We start from the raw sequence: 19,005 nt of genomic DNA on the forward strand, positions 1-19,005 counted from the left end.
CGAGCGGAAGGTGTGTTGGCCGAGACGCCAAGGCAGTGATGCTCGCTGTACGGCGGTACAGCGAGCATCGGAGGCCGACACGCCGACGCGCAGTAGGCTGAGCGAGGTTCCTGTAAGGCAGGAGTGCGGAAGGGGCCCAAACCGGGTAGACTTCCGCACTCGGCCGCCTTCGGCGACTTATCAGGATGTGCTATTGAACTTGCGTGACGATTCCCATACCTGCACGAGCGAGAGCGATGTCTGCGCACATTGCGGGCAGCCCCTGCCTGCAAGCACCGTGCTCCAGTATGGCGAACGGCGCACCAACCGCACCGGCCTGGCGCTCACGATCGGCCTGCACCTGCTGCTGGTAGGCTTGTACTTGTACCAGCCGGAACGTACCGAGAAAAAGGCCTCGGCGCCATCCGGCCAGGAAGAAGTCGTCTACGTCGCGCCGCTGTCGAAGCCGTCGCCGCCGCCGCCGCAGAAGTCGGCCACCCGCAAGCCTGTCGAACCCTCGAAGAACACCCCGCGCGCCGCGCCGACCCGTCCGCGCGTGGAGCGCCTGCCCGACACCATTACCTTGCCCGACGAAAAACCGGTCGAAGTCGCCAAGGCCGAGCCGGTGCAGGAAGCCAAGCGCGAGGAGGCGCCGCCCGCAATGGACATGGCGGACTTCATCGCCAAGCGCCGCCAGGCGCGCGGCGCCACCGACCCCAGCACCACCACCGAGGAAAGCGAAGCGGCGCGCGGCACCCGCAACGCGCTGGCGAACATCGCGGCGATCAACAACCGCGGGCGCGACGACGCGAACGAGTCGGGCGGCATCTTCTCGGTATCGAACAAGACCTTCCACAGCATGGACCTCAAGTTCCGCGGCTGGAACCCCAACTTCAAGCGCCGCTGGCTGACTGCGGTGACGGTGGAGCAGGGCAGCGAGCCGGACGTCGAAACGGCCGTGGTCAAGAAGATGATCGAGCTGATCCGCCGCGAAAAGAAGGGCGACTTCGAGTGGGACTCGCATCGCCTGGGCCGCGTCGTGACGATGAGCGCGCGCCCGCAGGACACGGCCGAGCTGCAGGCTTTCCTGATGAAGGAAATGTTCCCGGAGTACAGGGCGGCACCAGGCCGGTAATGCGAAAAAAAGCCGTGCCCCTGCACGGTTTTTTTTATTTCAGCAACGTAGGGTGGGCACAAGTGCCCAACCTACTTGAAAGTAGCGGCGCCACTTTTTCTCTCGGCAATTAAGTACGTCGGGTCGACACAGGTGTCCACTCCACGCGCCGCTCCATTGCTCAGCTCGTTTGAGTTTTGCCATAAACACAATATGCAGACGCGTTAGGCTCAAGTGCATGCCCCATCTGGTGCGTGCCAGCCACCGGTTTTAGAGGGGCAATGTCCCTGGTCGCCAGGGCCCACCTGAACCAACCGGAGCACGTCATGACCGACAAGCCTTACCCGGCTTTCAATCCCACGCGCCGCGCCACCCTCAAGACCGCAAGCCTCGCACTCGGCGCCAGCATGCTGCCGCTCGGCGCCTTCGCGGCGAAACCGGCAAACGCGCCGCAATACCGCCGCTACAATGCTTCTTCGACCATGGGCAAAAGAATGCTCAAGAGCTATGCCCGCGCGGTGCGCGCGATGCTCGAGCTGCCGCCCGAAGATCCGCGCAACTGGTATCGCCATGCGATCGTCCACACGCTCGACTGCCCGCACGGCAACTGGTGGTTCCTGTCCTGGCACCGCGGCTACCTGGGCTGGTTCGAGCAGATCTGCCGTGAGCTGAGCCACGACCCGCATTTCGCGCTGCCCTACTGGGACTGGACCGCGGAACCGCAGATCCCCGACGGCATGTTCGACGACGTGCTCGACCCCAACCATGCGGCCTACATCCCGAGCGCCGACAACTTCGAGCGGCGCCTGGCCAGCGCGATCGCCGGTTCCGGCTACTGGAGCTCGCCCGGCGGCGTCTTCAGCCGCAATTCGCAGTATGCGCAACTGCTGGCGCGCAGCGTGCGCTTCGATGCCGACCTGATGTTCGACATCCTGCGCGACCCGTCCGGACGCCTGTTCTTCGACCAGCCGAATGCGCGCGGCATCCGCCGCGAGCGGCCCGGCTTCAACGTCTCGACCAGCGATTCGGTCTCGATCGCCACCGTGCGCGCCGCCCTCGATGCGCGCGACTTCCCCACCTTCGGCAGCCCGAAGAGCGCGAACCACGCCACCGCGGCCGGTTTCGGCATCCTCGAGGCACGCCCGCACAATTCGGTGCACCGCTGCGTCGGCTCGCGCGACTGCAATTTCGTCGAGACGGCCGGCTTCATGGCGGACATGCTGTCGCCGGTCGACCCGATCTTTTTCCTGCACCACGGGAACATGGACCGCCTGTGGGACGTGTGGACGCGCAAGCAGGCAGCGCTCGGCCTGCCCACCGCACCGGCCGGCGCCGAGCTGCGCACCGACTTGCCGGACGAGCAGAAATCCGCTGCCGAGCGCGCCACCGACTACTACCGCTGGGCGCGCGAACCGCTGCTGTTCTTCGTCGACAGCCGCGGCCAGCCGGTGACCAAGACCCGCAACGGCGATTACGAGTCGATGGCCGCCTTCGGCTACGACTACGAGCCGGGTTCGGGAGAGGAGGTTGCCGGCGGCGCGGGCGGCGGCAAGCCGCGCACGGCGACCCGGCGCGTCTACGGCGGCAAGGTCCTGAATCGCCGCGTGCACGGCCCGCAACCGGCCATGGGGACGGTCCAGCTGCCGGCGGGGACGGTCGAACAGGCGGCCAGCAGCGGCACCAGCCTGGTCGCCAACGTCACGCTGAACTTCCCGCAACTGTGCCGCGACGCCTACGTCGTCCTCCTCAACGGCCCGGACGACCCCGCGCATGTGGAGCAGGGCAGTCCATTCTACCTGGCGACGATCACCATGTTCGGGCACCGCGGCACCCACGGCGCGCTGTCCTTCGCCCTGCCGCTGGGCGACAGGCTCCAGCAGTCGGGCAGGATGCAGCCGATGGCGGGCGACGGGACGGTCAGGCTGCGGGTGGTGTCGATGCACGCGATGATGGGGCACCACGGCATGGGCGACGAGGGAGACGTCGAGCTGGTGGGCGTGAATATCGAAGCGTATTGAGCGGCGGTTGCCGCGGCATAAAAAAACCGTGCCTCGGCACGGTTTCTTGTTTTGAATCCGACGGGACGGATTTAGCCGCCCGCCTTCAGCTTGCGCGCGATGTCCAGCGCAAAATACGTCAGCACGCCATCGGCGCCGGCGCGTTTGAAGGCCATCATCGCTTCCATCATGACCTTGTCGTGGTCCAGCCAGCCGTTCTGGGCGGCGGCCTTGATCATCGCGTACTCGCCGCTGACCTGGTAGGCGAAGGTCGGCACCTTGAACTCGTCCTTCACGCGGCGCACCACGTCGAGGTAGGGCATGCCGGGCTTGACCATCACCATGTCGGCGCCTTCGGCGATGTCGAGCGCCACTTCGCGCAGCGCTTCGTCGCTGTTGGCCGGATCCATCTGGTAGGTGTTCTTGTCGGCCTTGCCGAGATTCGCCGCGGAACCGACGGCGTCGCGGAAGGGGCCGTAGAAGGCCGAGGCATACTTGGCCGAATACGCCATGATGCGGGTATGGATGAAGCCGCGCTCCTCGAGCGCGTTGCGGATCACGCCGATGCGCCCGTCCATCATGTCCGAGGGCGCCACCACGTCCACGCCGGCCTCGGCATGGGTCAGGGCCTGGCGGGTCAGCATGGCGATCGTCTTTTCGTTGACGATGTAGCCGGTCTCGTCGGGCAAGCCGTCCTGGCCATGGGTCGTGTAGGGATCGAGCGCGATGTCGGTCAGCAAACCGAGTTGGGGGAAGCGTTGTTTGAGCGCCCTGACTGTGCGCGGCACCAGGCCGTCGGGGTTGGTCGCTTCCACCCCGTCATCCGTTTTCAGCGAAGCGTCGATGACCGGGAACAGCGCCAGTACCGGAATGCCGAGCGCCACGCATTCTTCGGCCACGCCCATCAGGAGGTCGCTTGATACCCGTTCCACGCCCGGCATCGATGCCACCTGCTGGCGCTGGTTCTCGCCGTCGAGGATGAAGACCGGATAGATCAGGTCGGATGCGGTGACGGTGTTTTCGCGCATCAGGGCGCGCGAGAACGGGTCGCGGCGCATGCGGCGCAGGCGGGTGGCGGGATACATGACGGAGGTAATCGTGGTCATCGAAGTCGCTTTCTTCAGGAGGTGTGGTCCGGGTTGGCGTCGCCGGCGGGATCGGCCGCATCATCGACAGCGTCATCGCGGTCCAGTCCGACCAGTTGCTGGATCTTGGCATCGGCTTCCTCGATGCCGATGCGTTTCAGGGCGGAGAACAACTGCACCGTAAACGGGAAACCTTCGCCATCCTCGTCGACATAGCTTTCCAGCACGCCTTTGGCTTCGCGCAGCACGTTGGCCTGCTCGTTACGGTTGAGCTTGTCCGCCTTGGTCAGGATGCAGTGGATCGGCTTGCCGGTCGGCGCGAACCATTCGAGCATCTGCACGTCGAGGTCGGTGAAGGGACGGCGCGAATCCATGATCAGCACCAGCGCCGCGAGCTGCTCGCGCCGCTGCACGTAGTCGCCGAGCAGCTTTTGCCAGTGCAGCTTGGCATTGCCCGACACTTCCGCATAGCCATAGCCCGGCAAGTCCACCAGCAGGGCGCGGATTTCATCGACGATCGTCGGGTCCTTGCGGTGCTGGCCGACGTGGGCGCCGCCGATCGAGAAATAATTGATGTGCTGGGTGCGGCCAGGGGTCTTGGAGGCGAACGCCAGGCCCTTCTGGTTGGTCAGGATATTAATCGCGGTCGACTTGCCCGCGTTGGAACGGCCGGCGAAGGCGATCTCGGGCACCACGGTGTTGGGGAGATCGCGCAGCTGGTTGACGGTCGTGAAGAAGCGGGCTTGCCAGAGTTTGGACATGGGGGAGAGGTGAAAAAGGCAATGAAATGAAGCAATAGGGAAACAAAGCTATTGTACAATAAGGGGTTATCTATTGTTCGCGGCGTGAAGAACCTCGAATAACCTGCTGCGCGTCGGATATTTGCCCTGCGCCGCCAAGGCGATAGCCCGCTGTACCACCGTACAGCGAGCATCACCGCCTCGGCGGCTCGGGCAAATCTCCTTCCGCTCGCGACGGTCCTCGAGTTCCTTCTATAAAAGGCGCTGGTTTCAGTTCTGTATTTACAATAATTTGTTGTCGACTTTTTCAGGGTGCTCGAATGAATCGTGTGTCTGTATCGACCGCTAGCGCGGTGTTCGTGAAATCGTTGTTGGCTGCAACCCTGGTTCTCGGTACTGCCGCTACGGCCGGCGCCGCGGAAGCGCAGCGTCCCGCCAAACCCGATCCCGCCAAGGGTGCCACCCTGTACGACAGCGGCGACAATGCCCGTGGCCTGCCTGCCTGCCTGTCCTGCCACGGCGCCAACGGCAATTCGACCATCGCGGCCAATCCCAAGCTGTCGAACCAGATCGAAGCCTACACCCATAAACAGCTGGTCGACTTCACGACGCCGCAACGCGTCAACCCGATCATGACGACCTATGCCAAGATGCTCACCGACGAGGAAAAGCGCAATGTTGCCGCTTACCTTGCCGTGCAGCAGGCCAAGCCGGGTGCGGCGAAGAACAAGGACACGGTCGAGCTGGGCCGCAAGATCTACCGCGGCGGCATCGCCGAGAAGGGCGTCGCCGCCTGCGCTAGCTGCCACGGCGCCACCGGCAGCGGGATTCCGGTACAGTATCCACGCCTCGCCGGCCAGATGCAGGATTACACGGTAGCCCAGCTGGTGGCCTTCCGCACTGGCGCACGCAACAACAGCCCGCAGATGACGGCCCTGTCGCAGCGCCTGTCGGACGCCGAAATGAAGGCTGTCGCCGACTACATCGCCGGGCTGCGCTGATCCCATGTCGTGCCGGTAAGATGAAAGACGAGGGGTAAGACCAAGGGGTGGCGGCGCGAGCCGGCGCCCCTTTCTTTTTGATCCCTGCAAGCTTGCGGTGATCCGCCGCACGAGGAAGTTGGAAACAGAATGAGCACCACCGGAATTGAATTGAACACGCGCCGCCGCTGGGTGGCCGAAGCTGTCGAGCTGGTGTCGTCGATGCGTTTTGCCATCAGCCTGCTGGTGCTGCTGTCGATTGCCGCCATCATCGGCACCGTGGTGCGCCAGGGCGACATCATGCCGAACTATGTGAACCAGTTCGGCCCCTTCTGGTACGAAGTCTTCCGCAAATTCGGCGTCTACACCGTCTACACCAGCTGGTGGTTCCTGGCCATCCTGCTGGTGCTGATCGTCTCCACCGGCCTGTGCGTGGTGCGCAACGGGCCCAAGATGATGCGCGACATGCGCAGCTGGCGCGAGCATGTGCGCGAAGACTCGCTGCGCAACTTCCACCACAAGAACGAGTGGACGGCCGCGCTCGATCCGGCCGCCCTGGCCGCGCAGAGCGCGGCCCGCCTCGGCCACGCCGGCTACAAGGTCAAGATCGTCGAGAAGGAGCACGGCGTGCTGGTGGCGGCGAAGAAGGGCGCGGGCAACAAGTTCGGCTATATCTTCGCGCACACGGCCATCATCGTGATCCTGCTGGGCGGCATGCTCGACTCCGAACTGCCCATCCGTGTCCAGCAATGGTTCTTCGGCAAAACTCCCTATATGGGCGGCGGCCTGATCAGTGAGGTGCCGGCCCAGCACCGCCTGAGCGTCGCCAACCCCACCTACCGCGGCAACATCCTGCTGGCCGAGGGCCAGACCGGCCAGACCGCCACCATTCCGCAAGCCAGCGGCTCGCTGCTGCAAGATCTGCCGTTCGCGATCGAGCTGAAGAAATTCCACATCGATTTCTACTCGACCGGCATGCCCAAGCTGTTCGCCAGCGACGTCGTGGTGCACGACCGCGAGGACGGCAAGACCTTCGCGGCCACGATCAAGGTCAACGAGCCGCTGATCTACAAGGGCGTGGCCGTCTACCAGTCGAGCTTCGAGGACGGCGGCAGCCGCCTGAAACTGACCGGCTTCCCGATGGCCGGCAAGATCGACGACGCCTTCGAGATCGAGGGCGAAGTCAACGGCGCCACCGAGCTGAAGGCGGCCGGCACCACCTTCGCCGTCGAGTGGTCGGGTTTCCGTCCCTTCAACGTCGAGAACACGTCGGGCAACGACCCGCGCGCGGTGACCAAGGGCCAGTCGTTTAACCAACAGTTCGCCGCCACGCTGGGCAAGGCTTCCGGCTCGGCCGCGAAGAACGCCGACAACAAGGACCTCAAGAATGTCGGCCCGAGCGTGCAATATAAACTGCGCGACCAGACCGGCCAGGCGCGCGAATTCATGAACTACATGCAGCCGGTGATGCTCGACGGCGCCCAGGTCTACCTGGCCGGCGTGCGCGACAACCCGAACGAGGCCTTCCGCTTCCTGCGCATTCCCGCCGACGACAAGCACGGCGTACGCGAATGGATGCGCCTGCGCGCGGCGCTGGCCGACCCGGTCCTGCGCGCCGAGGCGGCGCGGCGCTATGCGGCGCGCGCGGTCAGCCCCGGCCAGGCCAGCCAGCCCGGGTTCAACGACCAGTTGCGCGAGTCGGCCGAACGCACGCTCGGCATGTTCGCCGGCGACGGCACGCCGGGCGGTTTCGTCGCGGTGGCCCAGTTCCTGGAAAAGATTCCGCCAAGCGAACAGGAAAAGGCGGCCGGCGTCTTCATCAAGATGCTCAACGGCGCGTTGTGGGAATTGTGGCAGGCCGCGCGCGCGCGCGACGGCGAGGCCCCGGTCGAAGGCAGCGAGACCCAGGCGCGCTTCCTGCAACTGGCGACCAACGCGTTGTCGGACAGCTTCTTCTACGGCGCCCCGGTCTACCTGCAGCTGGAAGAATTCAACGAAATCAAGGCCTCGGTGCTGCAGGTGACGCGCTCGCCGGGCAAGAAGATCGTCTACCTCGGCTGCGTGCTGCTCATTGCCGGCATCTTCGCCATGTTCTATATTCGCGAACGTCGCCTCTGGGTCTGGGTGCGCAAGGACGGCAACGGCGCCCACGCGCTGATGGCGATGAGCACCCAGCGCAAGACGCTGGACTTCGAAAAAGAGTTCGCCGACCTGGCAGCCAAGCTGCCGCAATCGGCGTAAGCTGGCAATCGCTGCCAAGATATACAGGCCATTGGAGACCATCATGGAAGCATCCCGACCGAACCCTGGCACGATCTACAAGGAAGCGCCCGGTTATTTCCGCCGCTTGAGCGCGATCGACTGGATTTTCGGTGCAGCGCTGCTGGGAGCAGCACTGTTTGCCCTGAACCGCTATGCCGCCAACATGGACGTCTACGAGCGCGCCATCCTGCTGCTGGCCGCGCCCACCTTCGCCGCGCTGGGCTGGCACTGGAAGCCGGTGCGCTGGCTGATCCCGCTCATCGCCGCGCTGTCGCTGTGGGCCATTTCGCTCTACGACGGCTCGCTGGCCGCCGCCGAACAAAAATTCTTCCTCAAGTACATGCTGTCGAGCCAATCCGCGATCTTGTGGATGAGCGCGCTGTTCGTGTTCTCGACCGTGTTCTACTGGATCGGCCTGCTGTCGCGCTCCGGCACCGGCGGCGTGCTCGGCTCGCGCCTGTGCTGGGCTGCGGTGGTGATGGGCTTTACGGGGATGATGGTGCGCTGGTTCGAGTCCTACCTGCTGGGGCCGGACATCGGCCACATTCCGGTGTCGAACCTGTACGAGGTGTTCATCCTGTTCGCGCTGATCACGGCCCTGTTCTACCTGTACTACGAAGAACACTACGCGACGCGCCAGCTGGGCGCTTTCGTGCTCCTGATCATCGGCGCGGCGGTCGCCTTCCTGCTCTGGTACACGGTCTCGCGCGACGCGGCCACCATCCAGCCGCTGGTCCCGGCCCTGCAAAGCTGGTGGATGAAGATCCACGTACCGGCCAACTTCATCGGCTACGGCACCTTTGCGCTGGCCGCCATGGTCGGCACCGCGTACCTGCTCAAATCGCACGGCATCCTGGCCGACCGCATTCCGAGCCTGGAAGTGCTGGACGACGTGATGTACAAGTCGATCTCGGTCGGTTTCGCCTTCTTCACGGTCGCCACCATCCTGGGGGCGCTGTGGGCGGCCGAAGCCTGGGGCGGCTACTGGTCCTGGGACCCGAAGGAAACCTGGGCGCTGATCGTCTGGCTCAACTACGCGGCCTGGCTGCACATGCGCCTGATGTCCGGCCTGCGCGGACGCGTCGCGGCCTGGTGGGCGGTGGTGGGCCTCTTGGTGACGACCTTCGCCTTCATCGGCGTCAACATGTTCCTGTCGGGCCTGCACTCCTACGGGGAACTCTGAGCCTGCGCCGTGCGCATGAGCACGGCGCTAAGCCAGCATTATTCACAAAACAGCACCCGGCCCGCCGTCCGACGCGATATGCATATGTTTGATATGATTCAATCATTACAATCATACCAAGGACAATGCAATGTCTACCGTCACTACGGCCCATCCGGTCTATCGCAGCGGGCCTAGCCCGCTTCACGCGATCCTGCTTGCCGGGACAGTTCCGCTCTTCCTCGGCGCACTGCTGAGCGATATCGCCTACAAGCAAACCTACCAGATCCAGTGGAGTAACTTTGCCTCCTGGCTGATCGCCGGCGCGATGGTGTTCTGCGGGCTTGCCTTGCTGTTCGCGCTGATCAACCTGTTGCGCGCGGATCGCAAGGGCGGCCAGCCATTGACCTACTTCCTGGTGCTGCTGGCAACCTTCGTACTGGGCCTCATCAATGCCTTCCAGCATGCGAAGGATGCGTGGGCGGTGATGCCGTCCGGCCTGGTCCTGTCGGTTATCGTCACCGTGCTGGCCCTGGTCGCCGCCTGGATCGGACTCACGCCACGTACCGGAGGTGTGCAATGAAGCGCCTGAATACACTCGGCCTGATCGGCCTGACGCTGCTGCTGGCAGCCTGCGACAACAAGAGCGGCGGCCCGCTTGCCTTTGGCGCCGACCCGAAACTGCCGGAACCGCAGCGCGGCATGTTGCCGAGCATGAAGATCGCCGAACCCGAAGCCTGGGGCGATCAAAAGCCGACCGTGCCGGCCGGTTACAGCATCACGGCGATCGCGACCGACCTCAAAATCCCGCGCCAGACCCTGGTCCTGCCGAATGGCGACATCCTGGTCGCGGAAGGCCGTGGCGGCAGCGCCGCCAAGCTCAAGCCGAAGGACGTGATTGCCGGCTACATCAAGGCCAAGGGCAATACCCAGGTCAAGGGCGGCAATCGCCTGACCCTGCTGCGCGATGCCGACGGCGACGGCAAATACGAGCTGCAAACTGTCTTTGCGGACAACCTGAACGCGCCTTACGGCCTCGCGTTTGCCAACAACAAAGTGTATGTCGCCAACCAGGATGAGCTGGTCAGCTTCGACTACGAGGCAAACCAGACCAAGGCCGGCGGCCCGCCGAAGAGCATCGCCAAGCTGCCGTCCCAGATCAATCACCACTGGACGAAGGCGCTGACGATCAGTCCCGACGGGCGTTTTGCCTATGTCGGTATCGGCTCGAACAGCAATATCACGGAGCGCGGCATGGAGGCGGAAGTCGACCGCGCCATGGTCTGGCAGATCGACGTCGAAACCGGCGCCCATAAACCGTTTGCGACGGGCCTGCGCAATCCGACGGCGCTCGCGATTCACCCGGAAACCAAGCAGCTGTGGGCCGTGGTCAACGAACGCGACGAAATCGGGCCGGACCTGGTGCCCGACTACCTGACCTCGGTGCGCGAAGGCGCCTTCTACGGCTGGCCCTACAGCTACTGGGGCCAGAACGTCGACGCCCGCGTCATGCCGCAAGACCCGAAAAAGGTCGCCGCCGCCGTCAAGCCCGATTACAGCCTGGGGGCACACGTCGCCGCGCTCGGCCTGAATTTTTCCATCCCGGCCATGGGTGACAAGTTTGCCAACGGCGCCTTTGTCGGCGAACACGGCAGCTGGAACCGTCCCGATCCTGTCGGTTACAAAGTGATCTTCGTGCCCTTCGCCGACGGTCGTCCTTCCGGTACGCCGGTCGACTTCGTGTCCGGCTTCCGGGATGACAACGGTAAAACCCGCGGCCGTCCGGTGGGCGTCACGGTCGATCCACGCGGCGCGCTCATCGTCGCCGACGACCTGGCCAACACCGTGTGGCGGGTGACGCCTGCCAAGTAAATCGAGCTACCAGGCAAAGCAATTTGACGAATTCGTGTATCTTAGGGATTCAACTGCCTGGAGTTAATCGATGCTCATCAAATCCTCCCGCGACGGCGTGAATCCGCCGTCCGCTTCCGAAATCACGCCGCGCGAGGTGTATGAAGAGCGGCGCAAGTTCATCGCCAGGATGGCTGCCGGCGCGGCCGTCGGCGGCGCCCTGTGGGAGATGGCCAACCGCCAGGCTTTCGCCCAGGGCGCCTCCACAGGGGGCGCGGCCGGGCAGAAGCTGGCCGCCCGCGCCAATCCCTCCCTGTCCACCACCGAGCCGCGCACGCCGTTCAAGGACGCCACTCACTACAACAACTTCTACGAGTTCGGGCTCGACAAGGGCGACCCGGCGGACAACGCGCACACCCTCAAGACCCGTCCCTGGACGGTGTCGATCGAGGGAGAAGTGAAAAAGCCGATGCGCCTCGACATCGACAGCCTGATCAAGCTGGCACCGCTGGAAGAGCGGGTCTACCGCCTGCGCTGCGTCGAAGGCTGGTCGATGGTCATTCCCTGGGTCGGCTATTCGCTGGCGAACCTGATCAAGCACGTCGAACCGACGGGCAACGCGAAATTTGTCGAATTTACCACCCTGGCCGATCCGAAGCAGATGCCGGGCCTGCGCTCCGGCGTGCTCGACTGGCCCTATGTCGAGGGCCTGCGCATGGACGAAGCCATGCATCCGCTGGCGCTATTGACCGTCGGCATGTACGGCCAGGTGCTGCCGAACCAGAACGGCGCGCCGGTGCGCATCGTGGTGCCCTGGAAGTATGGTTTCAAATCGGCCAAGTCGATCGTGCGCATCCGTTTCATGCGCGAGCAGCCGAAGACGGCGTGGAACGTGTCGGCCCCTTCCGAATACGGTTTTTATTCGAACGTCAATCCGAAGGTGGATCACCCGCGCTGGTCGCAGGCGACCGAACGGCGTATCGGCGAAGACGGCTTCTTCAAGCGCAAGCGCGACACGCTGATGTTCAACGGCTATCCCGAGGTGGCGCCGCTGTACGCCGGCATGGACCTGAAAAAGTTCTTCTGAACGATGGCCTTCAATCCATCGCCGAAACAGGTATCAAGCATCAAGGGCGCCGTGTTCGTCGCGGCGCTGCTGCCTTTCCTGTGGGGCCTGTGGCTGGTGCTGAACCAGGTGCCGGTCGACCCGCTCGAATACATCACCCACGAGACGGGCGACTGGGCTTTATATCTGCTGTGCATCACGCTCGCCGTCACCCCGCTGCGGCGCCTGAGCGGCTGGAACTGGCTCATCAAACTGCGGCGCATGCTCGGCCTGTTCGCCTTTTTCTACGTGTCGCTGCATTTCATTGCCTTCCTGTGGTTCGACCATTTCTTCGATGTGGCGGCGATGCTGCGCGATGTCGCGAAACGGCCCTTCATCCTGGTCGGTTTTACGGCCTTCGTGCTCCTCATTCCGCTCGCCATCACCAGCACCAACGGCATGATCAAGCGGCTAGGGGGCAAGCGCTGGCAATGGCTGCACCGCCTGATCTACCTGGTCGCGCCGCTCGCGGTGCTGCATTTCTGGTGGATGAAGGCAGCCAAGAACAACCTGGCCCAGCCGATGCTGTTTGCGGGCATTGTGGCGCTGCTGCTGGCGCTGCGGGTGTTCTGGAGCCGGACCCGGGCGCGCGCGCCGGTACGCACCTGAAGCGCCGCACTTACATACACGCAGAAATGTTTAGTAGCATTCCTTACCGCTCTGCTTCACCTGGTAGGTTCGTTTCACGGTGTAATGGACTCATTCGCAGTCCCACTGCCACACCGGAGGAACGACAATGAAAACCACCTTGATCGCATCGGCACTGATTGCCCTGAGCGTGACCGCCAGCGGCAATGCACTGGCCCAACGTGGCGACTATGGACACGATCGCTACGACAACAGCCGCAATGGACGGGCTGAGCAACGCAACGACCGGTACGACAATGGCCGCGGCGATGCGCGCCATGGCAGCAACGACCGTTACTACCATGCCCAGCACTTTCGCCGCGACGACATGCGCGGCGGCGGTCCCCGTCACGATCTGCGCCGCGGCGGGCGCCTGCAACCGGAATACCGGAGCGAGCGTTATGTCGTGCGCGACTGGCGCGCGCGCCACCTGAGCGCGCCGCCGCGGAATTATCACTGGGTGCGCGCCGGCAACGACTACGTGCTCGCGGCCATCGCCACCGGCATCATTGCCCAGGTCTTGCTGGGCAATTAAGCCAGCGTCGGGCAATAAAAAACCGCGCCGTCGAACGAGGGCGCGGTTTTTTTTGCATGCTGCCGGATCGCCGTTACTTCCGCATCGCTTCCAGCGCAAACAACTCGGCCGGCTCTTCGCGCCGGCGCATCAGGTTGAAGCGGGTTCATTCAACCGCGGGCTGCATAACAGCCTTGCCCGAACCTGCATTGCTGCCGTTCTTTTATCGGAATAAATTGGTTCTCGCAGGATCCATTCGATAACGATAAAAGGAGACGACGTGATTTGTGCTGAACAAGCGCCATGGAAATACCTGGTGATGTGGCTGCGGTTTTACTATGCCATCCACTTCCTGAAATCGGGCATCAATTACGCCGTGTTTGGCGTGATTCCCGATTTCAGCAAGGCCGGCGCAGTCGGGCCCTATCTGGCCGAAATGAACAATATCGGGTTTTACCCGTTTATCAAATATCTCGAGATCGTATTGGGGTCGATGTTGTTATTGAACATCCTGACGCCGCTGGTGCTGGCGGTCATGGCCGGTATCGCTTTCCAGATCGCCTACCTGAACCTGTTCATTTCCCCGCATCCAAGGCAGTTGTTTACCGGGACCCAGGAACTGCTACTGTGCGGCCTGCTGATTCTCGCCTACGGAAAGCATTTCAGGTCGCTGTTCGTCTTCAAGCCGGCAGCCGGTTTTCCGTGGAATGGGAGCAAGGCATGAAACAGCCCGTGAGAACGAAGGATGTGCTCATCCTGGTCGGCGTCGCACTCGCCTGGACGCTGGTCGTCATCGCCTTTTCGACGACGATGGGTGCGCGCCCCTTGCGCATCTACGACTGGGGACCGCCGGTGCTGGCCGCCGTGCTGACCCTGGTGTGCATGCTGAGGGACAAGATGGCGCAGCGCGGCGATCGCGCCTAGCGGGCAAAAAAAATGCTCCGGCGGTCACACCGGAGCATGCTTCACTTCTGCTGGCGCCATGCCGGCGCCGCATCTCATTTCAGTATCGATTCCAGCGCGAACAGTTCGGCCGGCTCTTCGCGCCGGCGCACCAGGTGCATGGCATCGCCGTCGACGATGACTTCGGCGGCGCGGCCGCGCGTGTTGTAGTTCGAGGCCATGGTCATGCCATAGGCGCCGGCGCTCATCATCGCCAGCAGGTCGCCCGGCTCGACGGCCAGCTCACGGTCGCGCGCCAGCCAGTCGCCCGATTCGCAAACCGGGCCGACCACGTCGTAGACGCTGGCCGCGGCGCCGGCGCGCGGGGCGACCGGCTTCATGTCCATCCAGGCCTGGTACAGGGTCGGGCGCATCATGTCGTTCATGGCGGCGTCGACGATGCAGAAATTCTTTTCCACGCCCGGCTTCAGGAACTCGACAGTAGTGAGCAGCACGCCGGTGCTGGCCACGATCGAGCGGCCCGGCTCGAAGATGACCTTGACCGCGCGGCCGTCGTGGCGCTCGGCGCGCCAGGCGTCGATGCGCGCGAACAGGCGCCCCAGGTAGTCGCCGACCGGCACCGGCGGCTTGTCGCCGGCCGCGCCGTAGTCGACGCCGAGGCCGCCGCCGATGTCGAGGTGGTGGATGTGGATGCCCTCGGCGTCGAGCGTGTCGATCAGTTCGATCAGCTTGTCGAGCGCTTCGAGCAGCGGCGCGTCGTCGAGCAGCTGGGAACCGATGTGGCAGTCGATGCCGACCACGTCCAGGTGCGGCAGGGAAGCTGCGGTACGGTAGGTGGCCAGCGCATCGTCGAAGGCGACGCCGAACTTGTTCGCCTTCAGGCCGGTCGCGATATAGGGGTGGGTTTTTGCGTCGACGTTCGGGTTCACGCGCAGCGAGACCGGCGCGCGCTTGCCCATGGCGCCGGCCACCTCGTTCAGGCGGTGCAACTCGGGGATCGATTCCACGTTAAAGCACAGGATGTTCTTTTCCAGCGCCAGGCGCATTTCCGGCACGGTCTTGCCGACGCCCGAGAAGATTACCTTGGCCGGGTCGCCGCCGGCCGCGATCACGCGCAGCAGCTCGCCGCCCGAGACGATGTCGAAGCCCGCTCCCTGGCGCGCCAGCAGGTCGAGGATGGCCAGGTTCGAATTGGCCTTCATCGCATAGCAGACCAGGGCGTCGCGGCCGGCGCAGGCGTCGCTGTAGGCTGCGAAGTTTTCCAGCAGCGCCGACTTCGAATACACATAGGTCGGCGTGCCGAACTGCTCGGCGATATTGGACAAAGGCAGGCTCTCGGCGTGCAGGACGCCGTCTTGGTACGAAAAATGCGACATGGATCTTATTGGGCGGGGGCTGGGGTGGGTGGCGTCGCGGCGGGTGCCGGCGTGGCCGGTGCCGGGGTCTGCGCGGCCGGCTTGGCCGGCGGCTTCGGCATGTACAGCGGACCGGTCTGGCCGCAGCCGGCAAGGGCGGTGGCGGCCAGCACGACAGCAAGGAGCAGCGCGTTAGGTGACTTCACGATTAGAATCAGGGTTTGATCAAGAACCTTGGAGTGTAGCATGACCGAAACCGAATTTTTGGACCTGGCCGAATCGACGCTGAACCGCATCGAAGCCTGCTTTGACGAGCTCAACGACAAGGACGTGGTCGACGTCGAGTGCAAGCGCAACGGCAACGTACTCGAGATCGAATTCATCGACAACGGTTCGAAGATCATCGTCAACAGCCAGGCGCCGCTGCAGGAAATGTGGATGGCGGCGCGCGCCGGCGGCTATCACTACAAGCGCGTGGGCGACGAGTGGCGCAACACGCGCGACGATACCGAGTTCTTTACGGCCTTGTCGGAGATCGCCACGCAGCAGGGCGGGGCGCCGGTCAAGCTGGGGTGAGGCGTAGGGTGGTCGGCTCCACCCTTGACTTTGCATACATGGCGGCTTGCGCGCCGCCCACGCGTTCAAACCCTCCGTGCACCGACGCGAGGTTTCACCCGCTGCTTGAACGCGTGGGCGGCGCCATGGCCGCGGGCTATTTACCTACCCGGGTATAGCCGACCACCCTACGAATATTTCACGGATGCTCATCCAGTGAAATATTCGTTCATCAACCCCACTTAAAACAGCTCGTTCCTCACCGCGTCCTGCGCCTTCTGCTGCGCCGGCGGCGGTGTCGTTCCCACGTCCAGCGACGTCACCCCCGTTCCCGGCGGGTTCTCGGCGTAGTAGTACTCGCCGTTGGACAGGATCAAGCCTGGCGGCACGTTGCGCTCTTCGATCGGCATGCCTTTCAGCGCCGTCTGCATGTAGCTGATCCAGATCGGCAGGGCCAGGCCGCCGCCGGTTTCCTTGTTGCCCAGGTTTTTCGGCTGGTCGTAGCCCATCCAGGCGATGCCGACCACTTTCGGCTGGTAGCCGGCGAACCAGGCGTCGATCGAGTCGTTGGTGGTGCCGGTTTTACCCGCGATGTCGGTGCGTTTCAGGGCCTGCGCAGCCTTGGCCGCGGTGCCGTAGCGCGCGACGTCGCGCAGCATGCTGTCCATGATGAAGGCGTTGCGGGCGTCGATCACGCGATTGGCCTCGACGCCGGCGCGCTCAGGACGCGCTTCCGACAACACCTTGCCCGAGCTGTCCGTCACCTTCGAAATCAGGTAAGGGCTGACGCGGTAGCCGCCGTTGGCGAACACGGCATAGGCGCCGGCCATCTGCAGCGGCGTGGTGGCGCCCGCGCCCAGCGCCAGGGTCAGGTAGGGCGGGTTCTTTTCGGCGTCGAAACCGAAGCGGGTGGCGTATTCCTGGCCGTAGCGCGCGCCGATGCGGTTCAGGATGCGGATCGAGACCATGTTTTTCGACTTGGTCAGGCCGCGCCGCATCGTCATCGGGCCTTCGTACTTGGCGTCGTAGTTCTTCGGCTCCCAGGGCTGGCCGCCGGTCTGGCCCGCGTCGAAGGAAATCGGCGCGTCGTTGACCAGGGTGGCCGGCGACAGGCCGCGCTCGAGCGAGGCCGAATAGATGAAGGGCTTGAACGAGGAACCCGGCTGGCGCCAGGCCTGCGTCACGTGGTTGAACTTGTTGCGGTTGAAGTCGAAGCCGCCGACCAGCGCCTTGATCGCGCCGTCCTCGGTGCTGGCCGACACGAAGGCCGACTCGACCAGCGGCATCTGCGTGATCTTCCAGTCGGCGCCGCCGTCCTGCATGACGCGGATCAGGGCGCCGCGGCGGATGCGGCGGTTCGGCTGGGCCTTGCTTGATAACCAGCTCGAGGCGAACGACAGGCCGGAACCGGTGATCTTGATTTCCTCGCCCGACGCGAGCACGGCGGTGACGCTCGATGGCGAGGCGGCCAGCACGACGGCGGCGACGATGTCGTCGCTGTCGGGCTTCTCGGCCAGTTCCGCCTCGATCGCCTCGTCGGCCTCGGTCTTGTCCTTCGGGATGTCGATATACGATTCCGGGCCGCGGTAGGGGTGGCGCCGCTCGTAATCCATCACGCCGCGGCGCACCGCGAGATAGGCGGCGTCCTGGTCGGCCTTGGTAATGGTGGTAAACACGTTCAGGCCGCGCGTATAGGTGTCTTCCTTGAACTGTTCGTAGACCAGCTGGCGCGCCATCTCGGCCACGTATTCGGCATGCACGCCGAAGGCGGTGCTGTCGGTCTTGATGGTCAGCTCTTCGTTCTTCGCCGTTTCAAATTGCGCGTCGGTGATGTAGCCGAGCGAATGCATGCGCTGCAGGATGTACTGCTGGCGGGTGCGGGCGCGGGTCGGGTTGACCACCGGATTGTAGGCGGACGGCGCTTTCGGCAGGCCGGCCAGCATCGCCGCTTCGGCGACCGTGATGTCACGCAGATCCTTGCCGAAATAGATCTGGGCCGCCGACTGGAAGCCGAAGGCGCGCTGGCCCAGGTAGATCTGGTTCATGTAGACCTCGAGGATCTGGTCCTTGGTCAGGTTCTTTTCGATCTTCCAGGCGAGCAGGGCCTCGTAGGCCTTGCGCTTGAGGGTCTGCTCGCTCGACAGGAAGAAGTTGCGCGCCACCTGCTGGGTGATGGTCGAGGCGCCCTGGCGCGAGCCGCTGGTGGCGTTGTGCAGCATGGCGCGCAGCACGCCCCAGTAATCGACGCCGCCGTGTTCGTAGAAGCGGTCGTCCTCGATCGACAGCACCGCCTTCTTCATCACGTCCGGGATTTCCTTGAAGCGCACCAGGGTGCGGCGCTCCTCGCCGAACTCGCCGATGAGGACGTTATCGGCCGTGAAGATGCGCAGCGGCATCTTCGGGCGGTAATCGGTGATGGTGTCGAGCGCCGGCAGGTTCGGGTAGGCCATGGCCAGCGCAAACACGAGCACCAGCACGCCGACCGCGGCCAGTCCCGCCAGGGCGGCAAAGGCCAGCAGGATGAGCCGCTTCGGGCTGTATTTGTTCGGCGCCGGGGATTTCTTTGATTGGGAAGATTTCATGCTGGGTTCACAGTGTTGAGCCGCCTCATTATAAGGCACCCCTTACTCCAGCGGCACGGATGCCGCGCGCCCCGGTCTTTGTGGTCTGCCTGACAAGGGTTCTTACCAAGGGATTATCAGAATGTGGCGTCCCCGGCGGATTGTAATGTTCCAATGTAGAAATATCTTGTCGAGGCGCATTATTCTGGCTACGA

The 19,005-nt window shown here is 63.9% G+C and carries 18 protein-coding genes; 13 read left to right on the forward strand and 5 right to left on the reverse strand.

Annotated features, from left to right (window positions below):
• The first annotated feature begins 277 nt into the window (after positions 1–277).
• Together ACFPAH_RS22065 and ACFPAH_RS22070 are read left to right on the forward strand one after the other, a co-directional pair.
• Complete coding sequence (locus ACFPAH_RS22065) at positions 278–1,114, forward strand: hypothetical protein (RefSeq protein ID WP_379749635.1); 837 nt, start codon at positions 278–280, stop codon at positions 1,112–1,114.
• A gap of 305 nt (positions 1,115–1,419) precedes the next feature.
• Complete coding sequence (locus ACFPAH_RS22070; protein WP_379749637.1) at positions 1,420–3,111, forward strand: tyrosinase family protein; 1,692 nt, start codon at positions 1,420–1,422, stop codon at positions 3,109–3,111.
• A gap of 71 nt (positions 3,112–3,182) precedes the next feature.
• On the opposite strand, the gene hemB is transcribed toward ACFPAH_RS22070, so the two are convergent.
• Positions 3,183–4,196 carry a porphobilinogen synthase gene (hemB, locus tag ACFPAH_RS22075; protein ID WP_379749639.1) on the reverse strand — a complete coding sequence of 338 codons (1,014 nt, stop codon included), beginning with the start codon at positions 4,194–4,196 and terminating at the stop codon, positions 3,183–3,185.
• A gap of 14 nt (positions 4,197–4,210) precedes the next feature.
• Positions 4,211–4,936, reverse strand: coding sequence for a ribosome biogenesis GTP-binding protein YihA/YsxC (gene yihA, locus ACFPAH_RS22080; RefSeq protein WP_379749641.1), 726 nt, complete (start codon positions 4,934–4,936; stop codon positions 4,211–4,213).
• Between the two features lie 299 nt (positions 4,937–5,235).
• Between yihA and ACFPAH_RS22085 the strand changes: the two genes are divergently transcribed.
• The 10 genes from ACFPAH_RS22085 to ACFPAH_RS22130 all read left to right on the forward strand — a co-directional run bounded on the left by ACFPAH_RS22085 (position 5,236) and on the right by ACFPAH_RS22130 (position 14,340).
• On the forward strand, positions 5,236–5,916 hold the full coding sequence (locus ACFPAH_RS22085; protein ID WP_379749643.1) for a c-type cytochrome: 681 nt from the start codon (positions 5,236–5,238) through the stop codon (positions 5,914–5,916).
• A gap of 129 nt (positions 5,917–6,045) precedes the next feature.
• On the forward strand, positions 6,046–8,136 hold the full coding sequence (locus ACFPAH_RS22090) for a cytochrome c biogenesis protein ResB (RefSeq protein ID WP_379749645.1): 2,091 nt from the start codon (positions 6,046–6,048) through the stop codon (positions 8,134–8,136).
• 43 nt (positions 8,137–8,179) lie between these two features.
• Positions 8,180–9,340 (forward strand): c-type cytochrome biogenesis protein CcsB, encoded by a 1,161-nt coding sequence (ccsB, locus tag ACFPAH_RS22095; RefSeq protein ID WP_379749647.1) that lies wholly within the window; start codon positions 8,180–8,182, stop codon positions 9,338–9,340.
• A 130-nt stretch (positions 9,341–9,470) separates the two neighbouring features.
• Positions 9,471–9,902: a DUF2231 domain-containing protein gene (locus tag ACFPAH_RS22100; protein WP_379749649.1), complete on the forward strand. Its 432-nt coding sequence runs from the start codon at positions 9,471–9,473 to the stop codon at positions 9,900–9,902.
• Positions 9,899–11,191 carry a PQQ-dependent sugar dehydrogenase gene (locus ACFPAH_RS22105; protein WP_379749651.1) on the forward strand — a complete coding sequence of 431 codons (1,293 nt, stop codon included), beginning with the start codon at positions 9,899–9,901 and terminating at the stop codon, positions 11,189–11,191. The genes ACFPAH_RS22100 and ACFPAH_RS22105 overlap by 4 nt, the downstream gene beginning before the upstream one ends.
• A gap of 70 nt (positions 11,192–11,261) precedes the next feature.
• Complete coding sequence (gene msrP / locus ACFPAH_RS22110; RefSeq protein WP_379749653.1) at positions 11,262–12,257, forward strand: protein-methionine-sulfoxide reductase catalytic subunit MsrP; 996 nt, start codon at positions 11,262–11,264, stop codon at positions 12,255–12,257.
• A gap of 3 nt (positions 12,258–12,260) precedes the next feature.
• Complete coding sequence (locus ACFPAH_RS22115) at positions 12,261–12,884, forward strand: sulfite oxidase heme-binding subunit YedZ (RefSeq protein ID WP_379749655.1); 624 nt, start codon at positions 12,261–12,263, stop codon at positions 12,882–12,884.
• 127 nt (positions 12,885–13,011) lie between these two features.
• Positions 13,012–13,437 (forward strand): RcnB family protein, encoded by a 426-nt coding sequence (locus ACFPAH_RS22120; protein ID WP_379749657.1) that lies wholly within the window; start codon positions 13,012–13,014, stop codon positions 13,435–13,437.
• A 298-nt stretch (positions 13,438–13,735) separates the two neighbouring features.
• A complete protein-coding gene (locus ACFPAH_RS22125; RefSeq protein WP_379749683.1) occupies positions 13,736–14,140 on the forward strand; it encodes a hypothetical protein in 405 nt (134 codons plus the stop codon).
• Between the two features lie 8 nt (positions 14,141–14,148).
• The gene (locus tag ACFPAH_RS22130; RefSeq protein WP_379749659.1) at positions 14,149–14,340 is read left to right on the forward strand and encodes a hypothetical protein; all 192 of its coding nucleotides are present in this window, start codon (positions 14,149–14,151) and stop codon (positions 14,338–14,340) included.
• Between the two features lie 74 nt (positions 14,341–14,414).
• Here ACFPAH_RS22130 and lysA read toward each other — a convergent pair whose 3' ends face one another.
• Together lysA and lptM are read right to left on the reverse strand one after the other, a co-directional pair.
• Positions 14,415–15,695, reverse strand: a complete 1,281-nt coding sequence (gene lysA, locus ACFPAH_RS22135; RefSeq protein ID WP_379749661.1) for a diaminopimelate decarboxylase — start codon at positions 15,693–15,695, stop codon at positions 14,415–14,417.
• 5 nt (positions 15,696–15,700) lie between these two features.
• Complete coding sequence (gene lptM / locus ACFPAH_RS22140) at positions 15,701–15,880, reverse strand: LPS translocon maturation chaperone LptM (protein ID WP_379749663.1); 180 nt, start codon at positions 15,878–15,880, stop codon at positions 15,701–15,703.
• 40 nt (positions 15,881–15,920) lie between these two features.
• On the opposite strand from lptM, the gene cyaY reads away from it, so the two are divergent.
• Positions 15,921–16,250 (forward strand): iron donor protein CyaY, encoded by a 330-nt coding sequence (gene cyaY / locus ACFPAH_RS22145; protein WP_379749665.1) that lies wholly within the window; start codon positions 15,921–15,923, stop codon positions 16,248–16,250.
• A 221-nt stretch (positions 16,251–16,471) separates the two neighbouring features.
• Here the strand turns inward: cyaY and ACFPAH_RS22150 are convergent, their stop codons facing one another.
• Positions 16,472–18,811 (reverse strand): penicillin-binding protein 1A, encoded by a 2,340-nt coding sequence (locus tag ACFPAH_RS22150; RefSeq protein WP_379749667.1) that lies wholly within the window; start codon positions 18,809–18,811, stop codon positions 16,472–16,474.
• Positions 18,812–19,005: the final 194 nt, after the last annotated feature.

This window comes from Massilia sp. GCM10023247 (genome assembly GCF_042653325.1).
Taxonomy (GTDB): Bacteria; Pseudomonadota; Gammaproteobacteria; order Burkholderiales; family Burkholderiaceae_D; genus Telluria.